Genomic DNA, 12,781 nt, shown 5'->3' on the forward strand with positions numbered 1-12,781 from the left:
TCAGCTCTTTCGTTGGGAGGAACGGCGGCCGCGCCGCCGCCAGGCGACGAGAACCGCGAGGAGAGGAAGCGAAAGCAGAACCCAGGCGGCGACATCGGGCGCGCCGTCGCCGGTGAGACCGAGCACGAGCCCGGCAATGCTCGCCGCGAACAGCACCAGCGGCAGCGCGAAGATGCCTGCCAGGCCCCGGCTGGTGCGGGAGGTTCTCGGGGCAGCGAAAGGCTTCACGCGAGCTGGCCCCCCTCGCTGCCGATGCCGCCGCCGCCGTGGATCTCCGCCACGCGCCGCTCGACTTCGCCGGGCGAGCGCCGCCACCACAGCAGCACACCGGTCCACAGCACCCAGATCGTCGCCAGCGTCAGTAGTGCCCAGACGATCTTGAGCGGCAGCCCGCCGTAGTCACCGAAGTGGAGCGGCTTGGACATCATCAGCGCCTGATTGAGCGCGGGCATGGCGCGCGCATCGACCAGCTCGCCGCTTGCGGCATCGATCAGCGCGGGGGTGAGCAGGTGCTCGGTCAGCGGCCGGTCCCCCTGGAAGAACATGGCGTAGTGGCGCGCGGTGCTCCAGCCGCCGCCGGGGAAAGCGATGAACTGCGGGCTGCGGCCGGGCAGCACGGCCTGCGCCTCGGCCATCGCGGCGTCGAGCGAGCCGTAGTCGGCCGGCGCAACCGCCTCGGCGCCGCCATGCTCGGCGGTCATTGCGGCGAGCTCGCCCTCGCGCCAGGCGTCGGTCAGCGGATCGGCGAAGGCGTTGATCACGCCGGTGCCGCCGACGACCAGTGCCCAGGCGAGGATCACGATGCCGCCGAGATTGTGCTGGTCGAGCCGCCCGACGCGGCGGCTGCGGTCCATCCGCAGCGTGCCGAACCGCAGCCGCCGCATGAACGGCGCGTAGAGCACCGTGCCCGAGATCAGCGCGACGATGAACAGCGCACCCATCACCCCGAGCAGCCACATGCCCGGCTGGCCGAGGAACATGTCGGTGTGAAGCTGGAGGAGGAAATCCATCACCCCGCCGCCAGGCGCGGGGCCGAGCGATTCGCCGGTCGCGCGGTCGAAGAACAGCAGCGTCATGTCCTCGCCCGCCGCATCGGGCGTCGGGCCGGTGGTGACGGTGAGCAGCGGGCTTTCCTGGCTGAAGGCCATGAACAGCGGCACTTCGCCCGGCCGCTCGGCCAGCGCGGTCTCGAGCATCGTGTCGAGCGGCACCCCGCTCTCCGCCGAGGGCGCACCGGGCAGGGCGGTCTCGTAATCGACTCCTTCCAGCGCCTCGATCTCGTCATGGAAGATCAGCGGCAGCCCGGTCACGCAAAGCATGAGCAGGAACACCGTGGGCACGATGCTGCTCCACTTGTGAACCAGGTACCAGGCACGGATGGTGCTACGACGCATGCGCCGCCGCCTATGCGGAGCGGCGGCGAAGGTCAATGATAGTCATTTGCAATAAGAGCGCGACCGCCGCATCGATCGATGGTCACATCTGCCGTGACCTTCGAAGCCCGCCGCCTCCGGAAACGGCGGAATTCAGCTGTTCCGGCGTGTCACACGTGTCAATAGGTCAGGCGGGCACGCCGTAGAGATCGTGCGCGTCGGCGTCCTCGATCAGCGCCTCGACGATGTCGCCGGGGCGCAGGGTGGGGGCCACGTTGCGCAAGAAGACCTGGCCGTCGATCTCCGGGGCGTCGGCCTGGCTGCGGCCGGTGGCGCCGCGGTCGCCGTCCTCGTCGGGCTCGCCGACTTCGTCGATGATGACCGGCAGCGTGCGGCCGACCTTGGCGGCGAGCTTGGCCGTGCTGATCCGCTCGGTCACTTCCATCAGCCGGGCGTAGCGTTCTTCCTTCACCGCCTCGGGCACCGGATCGGGCAGGTCGTTGGCCGCGGCGCCCTCCACCGGCTCGAAGCGGAAGGCGCCGACGCGGTCGAGTTGCGCTTCCTCGAGCCAGTCGAGCAGGTAGCGGAAGTCCTCCTCGGTCTCACCGGGGAAGCCGACCACGAAGCTCGAGCGGATGGTGAGATCGGGCGCGATCGCCCGCCACTTGCGGATGCGCTCGAGCACCTTGGCCTCGTTCGCCGGGCGCTTCATCGCCTTCAGCACTTTCGGGCTCGCGTGCTGGAAGGGGATGTCGAGGTAGGGCGTCAGCATCCCCTCCGCCATCAGCGGGATCACCGCGTCGACGTGGGGGTAGGGGTAGACGTAGTGCAGCCGGACCCACGGCACCTGGCCCTGCGGCGTGCGCAGCTGGCCGAGTTCGCGGGCGAGGTCGGCCATGTGCGCCCGCACCTCGCGGCCGTGCCACTGGCGGCTCTCGTGGCGGATGTCGACGCCGTAAGCGCTGGTATCCTGGCTGATGACCAGCAGTTCCTTCGTGCCCGCTGCCACGAGCTTCTCCGCCTCGCGCAGCACCGCGTCGATCCGGCGGCTGGCGAGTTTCCCGCGAAGCTGCGGGATGATGCAGAAGGCGCAGGAGTGATTGCACCCCTCGGAGATCTTCAGATAGCTGTAGTGGCGCGGCGTGAGCTTCACGTCGGGCTGGGGGATCAGGTCGACGAACGGCCCCTGGCTCGGCGGGGCTGCCCGGTGCACTTCCTCGACCACCTGCTCGTACTGATGCGCGCCGGTGACCGCGAGCACGGCGGGATGCGCCGCGCGGATCGCGTCGGCTTCCTCGCCCATGCAGCCGGTCACGATCACGCGGCCGTTCTCCGCGATCGCCTCGCCGATCGCGGCCAGGCTCTCCTCTTTCGCGCTGTCGAGGAAGCCGCAGGTGTTGACCAGCACCACGTCGGCGCCGGCATAGTCGGGGCTCATCGCATAGCCGTCGGCGCGCAGGCGCGTGAGGATGCGTTCGCTGTCGACGAGCGCCTTGGGGCAGCCGAGGCTGACAATGCCGACCTTCTTCTGGCCGGGAATTGTGGTGTTGGGGTGGGAAGCCATTGCGCGGCGCGCCCTACACCTGTGGCGCGCTTTACGCTACCGTGTAAGAGAAAGGCGAAGGAGAAACGTCTTGGGTCCGGTGAACTGGGTTGCGGTTGTCGTTGCGGCACTGGCCGCGGGGCTGCTTGCTTTCGCGTGGTTCGGCCCGCTGTTCGGGCCGGCCAAGGCGCGCAAGGTGGCGCCGGGGAAGATCCTCGCGCGCTCACGTCCTGAGCGAGTCGCGGCGATCACCGGCGGGCTGCTGCTGCTGACCTCGGTGATGATGGGGCACATGTTCGCGCGCATCGGGGCGGAAACGCTGACGGCCAAACCCTGGCTCTACTTCATGATGTCAGGCGGGCTGGCGCTGGCGTTCGTGATCCCCGCCTTGTGGATCAGCTTCACGCACATCCGGGTGCCGACACGAGTCGCAATGATCGATGCGGGATACTGGCTCGCCGGCTATCTGACGATGGGCGGGGTGTTCTGGCTGTTTGGTTAGGCTTCGGTTTCGGCCGTCGGACGGATCTCGACCACCACGTCCCCGAGCTGCAACCGCTGGGCCTCCGGCTCCCAGAAACCTAGCGCCGCACCGTTGCGGTATACCCTGAGCCCGCGCCCGCCGGTCGCTAGCTGCTCGATCGACTTGCCGATCTCCTCGGGGGACACCGGGCGCTCGACGAGATGCACCCGGCCGGTGACCGAGGCGAGATCGGCCATATAGTCGGCAATGTGCATGCCCTGGACGCTACCGGCGAGCAGCAGCCCGGTGAAACGCACGGGGTTGATGACATTGTTCGCCCCGGCCTGGTGGGCGAGCAGCTCGTTATCCGCCGCGCGCACGACCACGGTGATCGGCACGTCGGGCGCAAGATGGCGTATCGTCAGGACGATCAGGATCGAGGCGTCGTCGCGCCCGGCGGAGACCAGCACCGTCTCGGCCTTGTCGATGCGCACGGCCATCAGGCTGTCGTCGCGCGTGGCGTCGGCCGCCATCACGTTGCAGCCGAGTAATTCCGCCTCGGCCAGGCGTTCCTCGCGCGTGTCCATCACCACGATGTGGCGCGGATCGGTGCCGCGTTCGATCAGTTCGGCAACCGCCTCCGAGCCCGATATGCCGAAACCGATGACCACGACATGGCCGGAAAGCGTTTCCTGAATGCGGGCCATGCGCCATTTCTCCCAACTGCGCCTGATGATAAAGTCGTATGCCGCGCCGATGAATATGAAGATCACCAGGAACCGGATCGGCGTGACGATCACCGCTTCCACCAGCCGGGCGCGGTCGCTGATCGGCGCGATATCACCGAAGCCGGTGGTCGTGATCGAGATCATCGTGAAATAGACGACGTCGAGGAAGGACACCTCGCCGTCGAGATTGTCGACCAGGCCCGCGCGGTCCCACCAGTGGATCAGGACGACGATGAAGACCAGCGCCAGCGCGGCGCTGACGCGGAGGCCCAGATCGGCCCAGACCGGCACCCTGAGCGCCCGCCGCAGCGGCTGAAAGTGCGGTGCCCGATGCGTGCGCTTCCGGCCGGGGAGTCTATCGGAGAGCTGGAACCGCCTCACGCGCCGCCTGCGCCTTGCAGTTTCTTGGCAGGATCGACCTTTCGGCCGTTATGGCGGATTTCGAAGTGCAGCTCGGGGCTCTCCGCATCCCCCGATGCCCCGGCGATTCCGATCCGTTCGCCGGTCTTGACCACGTCGCCCGCCTCGACGGTGACCCGTCCGAGGTGGCCATAGGCGCTGTGCCAGCCGTTGCCGTGGTCGATCACCACCAGCCCGCCGAAACGCGGTGCCTCGGTCGCGGCCTCGACCACGGTGCCACTGGCGGAGGCGCGCACCATGTCGCCGCGTCTCACGGCATAGTCGATCCCGTCGTGACCGCCCCCGTCGGGACGGACGGCATAGCCGAGCAGGATGGTGCCGTCGTGCGGAGGGCGGAAGTAGGGCTCGCTGCGCATGGGTGGCGCGACCGGAGGGATCTTGAGCACGGCCGGGATGATCAGGCGCTGGCCCGGGCGGATGCGGTAAGGCGGCTCTAGCCCGTTGGCGAGGGCGACGTTCTCGAACGTCACACCGTATCGCATGGCGATTGCGAACGCGGTCTGACCTGGTTCGACCACATGGATGCGCTGGCGCGGGATCGCCAGCCGCTGGCCTGCCTTCACGGCATGGGGCTCGGCCAGTCCGTTCGCCGCCGCGATCACCGCGGCAGGGACCCGCGCGCGGTTGGCGATGCCGTTCAGCGTTTCGCCTTCCTGCACCACGTGCTCGGTCTCCGTCGCCGGATCGCCGGCGGCGATAAGCAGCGGCGCAAGCGCGAGCAGGGCGAGGTGTTTCATTCCGCGTAGCGCTCGCCGAGATCGCCCAGCGAGGCGTGGTGCGTGAGGTCGAGTTGCAACGGGGTCACCGCGACATATCCCTCGTCGATCGCCTCCAGATCGGTCCCGTGATCGAGCGTATGCTCGATCGCCTGGAGGCCGAACCAGTAATACTTGTAACCGCGCGGGTCACGCCCCTCGACCACGGTGCCGCGCGAATAGTCGTGGAAACCCTGCCGCACGACGCGAATGCCCTTTACTTCCTCAGGCGCCCGCGCCGGGAAGTTGATGTTGACCAGCGTGCGCTTGGGCAGAGGCACGTCGAGCAGCGGAGCGAGGACGCGCACGCCCCATTCGCGTGCGGCGCCGAAGGGCACCTCGTCGCCCATGCCCTCGCGCGCATAGACCTGGCTCAGCGCGATGGAGCGGATGCCTGCCAACGCCCCTTCGATCGCGGCCGAGACGGTGCCCGAATAGGTGATGTCGTCACCGAGGTTGGCGCCGCGGTTGACGCCGGAGAGGATCACGTCGGGCGGCCCGTCCATCACCTTGCGCAGCCCGATCGTCACCGCGTCGGTCGGCGTGCCGGTGACGGAGAAGCGCCGCTCTCCGAAACGGCGCAGGCGGACGGGCTGGGTCAGCGTCAGCGAATGGCCGGTGCCCGACTGCTCGTCGTTCGGGGAGCAGATCCAGATGTCGTCCGAGAACTCGCGCGCGATTTCCTCAAGGACCTTGAGGCCCGGTGCGTGGATGCCGTCGTCGTTGGTGAGGAGGATACGCATGGGTGCCGTTTCTCTGATCCGTCGCCCCGGACACGGTCCGGTGTTGATTTCGCCGCCTGGTCCATTCGCCTGTGAGGGAGGATGGCTGCCGAAACAAGTTCGGCATGACGGATCACGGGATCAGCCGCTCGATTCCGCCCATGTACGGCCGCAGCACCTCCGGCACTTCGACCGAGCCGTCTTCTTGCTGGTAGTTCTCCAGGACCGCCACCAGCGTGCGCCCGACGGCGAGGCCGGAGCCATTGAGTGTGTGGACGAACTCGGTCTTCTTCGAACCTTCGGGCCGGTAGCGGGCGTTCATCCGCCGCGCCTGATAGTCGCCGCAGTTGGAGCACGAGCTGATCTCGCGCCAAGCGCCCTGACCGGGCAGCCAGACCTCGAGATCGTAGGTCTTGCGCGCGGTCGCGCCCATGTCGCCGGCGCAGAGCAGCATCTTGCGATAAGGCAGGCCGAGCGCCTGGAGCACGCCTTCGGCGCATTCGGTCATCCGCTCGTGCTCCGCCTCGCTCTCTTCCGGGCGGACGACGCTGACCAGTTCGACCTTCTCGAACTGGTGCTGGCGGATGAAGCCGCGCGTGTCCTTGCCCGCCGCGCCCGCTTCGGAGCGGAAGCAGGGGGTGAGCGCGGTCATGCGGATCGGGAACTGCGCCTCGTTGATGATCTGCTCGCGCACCGCGTTGGTCAGGCTGACCTCTGCGGTCGGGATCAGCCAGCGGCCGTCGGTCGTGCGGAACAGGTCTTCGGTGAATTTCGGCAGCTGTCCGGTGCCGAATGCCGCCTCGTCGCGGACCAGCAGCGGCGGAGCGCATTCGGTGTAGCCGTTCTCGGCCGTCTGCCGATCGAGCATGAACTGCCCGAGCGCACGGTGGAGCCGCGCCATCTGGCCGCGGAGGAAGGTGAAGCGGGCCCCGGAGATGTTCGCGCCGGTCTCGAAATCCATTCCCAACGCGGGGCCGAGGTCGGCGTGTTCCTTCGGCTCGAACGCGAACTCGCGCCGTTCGCCCCATTGCGAAAGCTCCACGTTGGCGTTCTCGTCCTCGCCAGGCGGGACGTCACCGGCGGGCAGGTTAGGCAGCCCGGCGAGGGCATTCTGGAGCTCCGCCGCCAGCGTGCGGTCTTCCTCCTCGAGCGCGGGCAGGGTCTGCTTGAGCTCGGCCACTTCGGCCTTGAGCGCTTCCGCCCGGTCCTTGTCCCCCTGCGCCATGGCCTGCCCGATCGCCTTGGAGGCGTCGTTTCGGCGGCTCTGGGCCTCCTGCATCTGGGTCGTGACCGCGCGGCGCCTGGCGTCGAGCGCGAGCAGGCTTTCGGCAACCGGCTCGCCCCCCCTATGCGCAAGTGCGGCGTCGAAGGCTTCCGGGTTTTCGCGGATCAGGCGGATGTCGTGCATGGCGGCGGCCTATGCCGCACGCGCGCGCCCTTTTCCAGTGGGCTTCGGGAACGGATTTCGGGGCTGAAGGGTAGACAACCCACGGATCGATTGGCAGCCAGCCCGGCCGTCAAATCCGCAGCTCGGGCGAGAGTATTGCAGCACCAAGGCATTCAGCCCCCGCGGCGGACACCCTTCATCGGAATTCTCGACACCGCGATCCGCGGCGGGCGCAAGTTGGGCATGGTCGCGCCGGCGCGGCTCGAAAAGGACCATCTGCTGGAAGAAGCGGGGGAGGCGACCGGCCTCGACGATTTCGGCGACCCCTGGTTCGAACGCCCGATGGAGGTGCTGCTCGACTCGGTGAGACGCGAGGCACGGCTCAATGCGGCGGGCGACCTCTCCGCGATGAAACAGTTCCACCACGTGCTGCGCGACCGGCTGCTGGCGCAGATGTGGTTCAAGCGCCATCCGGAAATCCTCGCCCGCCCCATGCCGCGTCCGGTCGTGATCGTCGGGCCCATGCGCTCGGGCACGACGCGCCTGCACCGGCTGCTCGCAGGCGATCGCCGCTTCAGCCACATGCGCAGCTTCGAGACGATCAGCCCGGTGCCGCGCCCTGATTTCGAGGAGGTGCTGGACGGGCGGCAGGAGGATTTCCGCCCGGTCCTTGCCTCGCGGATCATGAAAGTCGCCCGCCTCGCCAACCCCCGTACGCTCTCGATCCATCCGACGGGCCCTTACGAACCGGAGGAGGAGCTTGGCCTGCTCGTCGCGAGCATGTGGGGCATGAAGCACGAGGCGCAGTGGCAGGTGCCCACTTACGGCCGCTGGTGCGAGGCGGAGAGCGCGGTGCCGGCCTACCGCCACATGGCGAACCTGCTGCGCCTGGTCGGCTGGTCGCAGCAGGTCTCGTCCATCCGTCCGTGGATATTGAAGACGCCGCAGCACATGCTCGACCTCGATGCGCTGCTGAAGGTCTTTCCCGATGCGCGGCTGATCTTCACCCATCGCGATCCGCACAAGGTCGTCGGCAGCGCGGCGTCGCTCGCCTGGAACCAGACGATCATCTATTCGGACCACGTTGACCCCCGCCGCATGGGCCGCGAGTGGCTGCGCAAGACCGCGCTCCAGATCGACCGCATGCGCGCCGCGCGCGAGACGATCCCGTCCGAGCGGATGATCGACGTGCAGTACGACGACATGGAGCGCGACTGGCGCGGCACCATGCAGCGGGTCTACCGCTTCCTCGAGCTCGACATCGACCCGGCGCTCCCCGCGATGGAGGATTACATGCGCCGCGCCTGCGCGCTCAAGCGCCGCCCGCACACCTACAGCCTTGCGGAGTTCGGGCTCTCCGAAGGCGACGTGCGCGATCGGCTCGACGACTACGTGCGGGCGTTCGACGTGCCGATCGAGGGCGAGGCCGCCGGTTCGGCAGCCCTGCGCTCGGCGCGGGGCTGAGGCTCCCTAGTACTTCAGCGTTGCGGTGAGGAAGACCTGCCGCGGATTGCCGTAGAACACGGTCGCAATGCCTTCGAGGCCGAGCGAGGGAGTTGGCAGGCCGTCGCCGCCCACCACCGGCAGGCCCGTCGCCGGATCGGTCACGAGGAACTGATAGCCCGAGGTCTTGTACCGCTTGTCGAGGATGTTTTTCCCATGGAGGCCGATCGAGTACCGGTCCCCGCCGAAGCTGTAGACCAGGCTCGCGTCCCACAGCGCATAACCTTCCTGATCGAGATAGGGGCTCGGATACTCGAACTGCTGCGTCTCGCTGCGGTAGGAGAGCGTGGTCGAGAGATTGAGCTCCCCGTCCGCGTCAACCGGCACGAGCGCGCCCAGCGTGCCCGAAGCGGTCCAGGTGGGGGTGTTCTGGATGTCGGTGATGTCGGAAACGTCGGTGCCGAGATTGCCAATGAACTCGTCATACTGCGCGTCGATATAGCCGAGCGTGCCGGCGAAAGTCATCCGCGACCCCGCGCCGGCGAAGCCGCGCGCAAAACTGGCGGAGGTCTCGAGCTCCAGCCCCTTGAAGGTCGCTGACGCCGCATTGGTGGTGACGCCCGAGAAACCCTCGAACACGCCGTCCCCATCGGCGTCGATCCCGATCGAGCCCGGGATCTGGACGTTGGTGTAGTCGGCATAGAAGCCGGTCAGCGCGAAGTTCAGATCGCCATCCAGCGCGGCGCCTTTCACGCCCAGTTCGTAGCTGTCGACCTCTTCCGGTTCGAACAGGAAGAAGTCGTAGATCTCCCCGTAGGAGAAGTCGCCGTCTCCGTTGACGTCGATTGCCGCGGCGTTGGCGCTGCCGCGCGGGTCGAAGCCGCCGCCCTTGAAGCCTTGCGAGTACGAGGCATAGACCATCACGTCGTCGGTCACGTCGTAGGAGATCGACGCGCGCGGCGTGAACTTCTTGAACCGCGCTTTGCCGTTGAAATCGGTGATGGGCGCGCCGATCAGGACGCCGGTGCCGCCGAATTCGGGATCGGCACCCAGTATCTGGTTCTGCTTGAAGATGAAGCTCTTGCGATTGTCGACGGTATAGCGACCTCCGGCCGATAGATGGAGCCGGTCGGTTACGTCGAACGTGAAATCGCCGAATATCGACCAGGTGTCGGTGCGCACATTGCCCCGGGTCTGCTGCCCGAAGCCGGGAAGCGGGCCACCCGGCGGGGGCAGGATGGCGCCCGTCGTTTCGAGCAGTACGTCGAACTTCGTATAAGCGCGTGCGTCGAGGTAGTAGAACCCGACCAGGCCGTGCAGCCGGTCGCTCTCATAGAGGAGCTGGAATTCCTGGCTGATCTGCTCGTTGCGGTAGACTGCCGGTACGTCGACATCGACCGCGGGCAGGGCATCGAAGTCGATCGGCGTATAGCTTTCGTCCTTGCGCCAGGCGCTGATCGAACGGAACGTGAGGTTGTCGGTCAGATCGGCGGTGACGTTCATCGCCACTCCGTAAGCCTCGACGTCCTGCTCGGGCGCGTTGAGCCCGGCGCGGGTGTCGAACTCGTCCTCGAGCACCGGAGCGCCAGAGAGCAGGCCCGGGATCAGGCGATGGCCGTTGCGCGGATCGGACTTGTCGCGCGTGTAGTCGCCCGAAATGCGGATCAGCACCGGCTCGCCGTGCCCGCCCAGCTCGAACGTGCCGCGCGCGGCCCAGACGTCCTTGTTGTAGTTCTCGACACCCCGAATGTAGAGGTTGTCCCTGAACCCACCGCGCGAGAGCCGCGCGACCGATCCGCCGATGCGCGCGAGATCGCCCATCGGGGCGCTGGCGGTCAGGACGCCCTCCGCCTGATTGTAGGTGCCGTAAGTGGCGCGCAGTTTCGCGCTGAATTCCTGCGGCAGTAGCTTGGTCACGTACTTGACCGCACCGCCGATCGTGTTGCGGCCATAAAGCGTGCCCTGCGGTCCGCGCAGCACCTCGATCCGCTCGACATCGTAGATGTCGAGCACTGCGGCCTGCGGGCGGTTGAGATAGACGTCGTCGAGATAGATGCCGACGCCGGCCTCGAAGCCCGGCACCGGATCCTGCTGGCCGACGCCGCGAATGAAGGCGCTGAGCGTGGAATTGGTCCCGCGGGAGGTCTCAAGCGTGGTGTTGGGCGTTACGTTCGAGATGTCGGTGATGTCGAGCGCGCCGCGCGCCTCCAGCGCCTCGCCGGTAAAGGCCGTCACGGCGATCGGCACGTCGTTCAACTGCTCCTCGCGCCGCCGCGCAGTCACCACGATCACGCCATCGGCCGTCGCCGCCCGGTCCGCCTCGGCCGGTACGTTCGGGGCCGGGGAAGCATTCTGCGCCGCCGCAGGCTCCGCCATGAACACCGCAGCCGCCACGCCGCCGAGCAGCACCGCCGCCACGCCTGAATTGGTGACCCTCATCGATCCTCTCCTGTCTGTTCGTTAGCATCCTCAATATTGAAACATGAACCAGGTTTCAAGTTTTCTCTTGCGGATCGGCCTCTCGCCATTTAGCCCGGACGTGATGGATACGGGGACACCAGCCGCCGCAGACACCTCCAAACAGCCTCGCACCGAGCGTGGCCGGCGCACGCTGCGCAAGCTGCTCGATGCGGCGGCGGTCGAATTCGGGGAGCGAGGTTTCCACGAAGCCTCGATCAGCGGGATCACCGCGCGGGCCGGGACGGCGCTCGGCAGTTTTTACACTTATTTCGATTCGAAGGAGGCGATCTTCCAGGCGCTCGTGCGCGACATGAGCGAGGCGGTGAAAGTCGCCGCGCGCGAGGCGCTGGCCGAACCGGCCTCGGCGCTGGAGCGGGAGCGGGCGGCGCTGACCGCCTTCCTGCGCTTCGCCGCCGAGCACAAGGAGGTCTACCGGATCATCGACGAGGCCGAATTCGTCGACCCAGAAAGCTATCGCCAGCATTACGAGACGACCGGCGCGCGCATCCTCGATCGTCTGCGCGAAGGCGCCCGCAAGGGCGAACTGCGTGCGGATCTGGAAGAGGCGCATGCCTGGGCGATCATGGGAATGAACGTGTTTCTCGGTCTGCGCTACGCCGTTTGGGGCGAGGGAGACCTGCCCGCCGAACGCGTGGCCGCCATCGCCGGCGACCTGCTCGCGAAAGGCATCGCCGCCGATCGTTGAGGGCGGGGGCGCCGAGGGCGCCGGGACATGCCGGATCGAGTCGAGCACGGCAGGGCGAGATCCGGCGCAGTTGCAGGCCGGATCGCGATCCGATAGCGCCCGCGCCGATGAAAAGAGCTCTTCTCCTGCCCGGCTTGTGTCTGGCGGCCCTGGTTCCCGCCGATGCGCAGGCGCAAGCGGCAGAACCCGCTCTCGAAGGCAAAGCCGCCATCGAACGCATAATCGGCAACACCCTGGTCCTGTCGGGCACTGCCCCGTCGGTGGAAGGCATGGCCATCGTGATCTATTTCGATCCCGACGGGCGAGCGGCCTCACAATTGGTGAAGGACGGCCAGCCGGTGGATGGCGAGCGGGACGAGGCTGCCTGGTCTGTCGACGATCAGGAACGCCTATGCGTCGTGGAAGATGGCAGGACCCTCCGAGATCGCGACTGCATTGGTCCGGTCGTCACGGGCGACGCCGTCCGTTCGACGCCCGAGGAAGCCTTCGCCGGCATGACAGTCACCCTAGTCAGCGGCAATCCGCACGACCTCTGAGTTTCGCGTATAGACATCGCGTGCCACATGACACGCCGCGCGGGAATCGGCCGCAGCCACCCGGACTTTCCCGCAATGCTCTGCACGACCGCTAAGCGCCACCTTTCCCGGCAGCCTTGTGGCCTTTGAATAAAAAGGAAAAAATGGTGGGCGCGGCAAGGATTGAACTTGCGACCCCACCCGTGTGAAGGGTGTGCTCTACCACTGAGCTACGCGCCCGCCGGAGTGCCTCACGGCATGCCTCT

12 protein-coding genes and 1 tRNA gene are annotated in these 12,781 nt (G+C 67.3%); 4 read left to right on the plus strand and 9 right to left on the minus strand.

What is annotated here, in order from left to right; all coding sequences use genetic code 11:
* The 3 genes from AC3A5N_RS09245 to rimO all read right to left on the minus strand — a co-directional run bounded on the left by AC3A5N_RS09245 (position 1) and on the right by rimO (position 2,937).
* Positions 1–228 (minus strand): hypothetical protein, encoded by a 228-nt coding sequence (locus tag AC3A5N_RS09245; protein ID WP_487737031.1) that lies wholly within the window; start codon positions 226–228, stop codon positions 1–3.
* Positions 225–1,394 carry a PepSY-associated TM helix domain-containing protein gene (locus AC3A5N_RS09250; RefSeq protein ID WP_487737032.1) on the minus strand — a complete coding sequence of 390 codons (1,170 nt, stop codon included), beginning with the start codon at positions 1,392–1,394 and terminating at the stop codon, positions 225–227. Before AC3A5N_RS09250 ends, AC3A5N_RS09245 begins: the two co-directional genes overlap by 4 nt.
* A 166-nt stretch (positions 1,395–1,560) precedes the next feature.
* Positions 1,561–2,937 (minus strand): 30S ribosomal protein S12 methylthiotransferase RimO, encoded by a 1,377-nt coding sequence (rimO, locus tag AC3A5N_RS09255; protein WP_487737033.1) that lies wholly within the window; start codon positions 2,935–2,937, stop codon positions 1,561–1,563.
* A 79-nt stretch (positions 2,938–3,016) separates the two neighbouring features.
* Here rimO and AC3A5N_RS09260 point away from each other — a divergent pair, with 79 nt between their 5' ends.
* Positions 3,017–3,418 (plus strand): DUF1761 domain-containing protein, encoded by a 402-nt coding sequence (locus tag AC3A5N_RS09260; RefSeq protein WP_487737201.1) that lies wholly within the window; start codon positions 3,017–3,019, stop codon positions 3,416–3,418.
* Here the strand turns inward: AC3A5N_RS09260 and AC3A5N_RS09265 are convergent.
* The 4 genes from AC3A5N_RS09265 to serS all read right to left on the minus strand — a co-directional run bounded on the left by AC3A5N_RS09265 (position 3,415) and on the right by serS (position 7,412).
* Entirely contained in the window at positions 3,415–4,488 is a 1,074-nt protein-coding gene (locus AC3A5N_RS09265) for a potassium channel family protein (protein WP_487737034.1), read from the minus strand. The two genes, AC3A5N_RS09260 and AC3A5N_RS09265, sit on opposite strands and share 4 nt — an antisense overlap.
* On the minus strand, positions 4,485–5,264 hold the full coding sequence (locus AC3A5N_RS09270) for a peptidoglycan DD-metalloendopeptidase family protein (protein WP_487737035.1): 780 nt from the start codon (positions 5,262–5,264) through the stop codon (positions 4,485–4,487). The genes AC3A5N_RS09265 and AC3A5N_RS09270 overlap by 4 nt, the downstream gene beginning before the upstream one ends.
* Positions 5,261–6,025, minus strand: coding sequence for a 5'/3'-nucleotidase SurE (surE, locus tag AC3A5N_RS09275; RefSeq protein WP_487737036.1), 765 nt, complete (start codon positions 6,023–6,025; stop codon positions 5,261–5,263). Before surE ends, AC3A5N_RS09270 begins: the two co-directional genes overlap by 4 nt.
* A 112-nt stretch (positions 6,026–6,137) precedes the next feature.
* The gene (serS, locus tag AC3A5N_RS09280) at positions 6,138–7,412 is read right to left on the minus strand and encodes a serine--tRNA ligase (protein WP_487737037.1); all 1,275 of its coding nucleotides are present in this window, start codon (positions 7,410–7,412) and stop codon (positions 6,138–6,140) included.
* Between the two features lie 135 nt (positions 7,413–7,547).
* Between serS and AC3A5N_RS09285 the strand changes: the two genes are divergently transcribed.
* On the plus strand, positions 7,548–8,855 hold the full coding sequence (locus AC3A5N_RS09285; protein ID WP_487737038.1) for a sulfotransferase family protein: 1,308 nt from the start codon (positions 7,548–7,550) through the stop codon (positions 8,853–8,855).
* Between the two features lie 6 nt (positions 8,856–8,861).
* Here the strand turns inward: AC3A5N_RS09285 and AC3A5N_RS09290 are convergent, their stop codons facing one another.
* On the minus strand, positions 8,862–11,273 hold the full coding sequence (locus tag AC3A5N_RS09290) for a TonB-dependent receptor (protein WP_487737039.1): 2,412 nt from the start codon (positions 11,271–11,273) through the stop codon (positions 8,862–8,864).
* Between the two features lie 103 nt (positions 11,274–11,376).
* Here AC3A5N_RS09290 and AC3A5N_RS09295 point away from each other — a divergent pair, with 103 nt between their 5' ends.
* Together AC3A5N_RS09295 and AC3A5N_RS09300 are read left to right on the plus strand one after the other, a co-directional pair.
* A complete protein-coding gene (locus tag AC3A5N_RS09295) occupies positions 11,377–12,000 on the plus strand; it encodes a TetR/AcrR family transcriptional regulator (protein WP_487737202.1) in 624 nt (207 codons plus the stop codon).
* Positions 12,001–12,107: 107 nt separating this feature from the next.
* Positions 12,108–12,536, plus strand: a complete 429-nt coding sequence (locus AC3A5N_RS09300) for a hypothetical protein (RefSeq protein WP_487737040.1) — start codon at positions 12,108–12,110, stop codon at positions 12,534–12,536.
* Positions 12,537–12,680: 144 nt separating this feature from the next.
* Here AC3A5N_RS09300 and AC3A5N_RS09305 read toward each other — a convergent pair.
* Positions 12,681–12,755 (minus strand) — tRNA-Val (locus tag AC3A5N_RS09305).
* Positions 12,756–12,781 lie beyond the last annotated feature (26 nt).

Source organism: Pelagerythrobacter sp. Soil_C_18 (assembly GCF_057657235.1).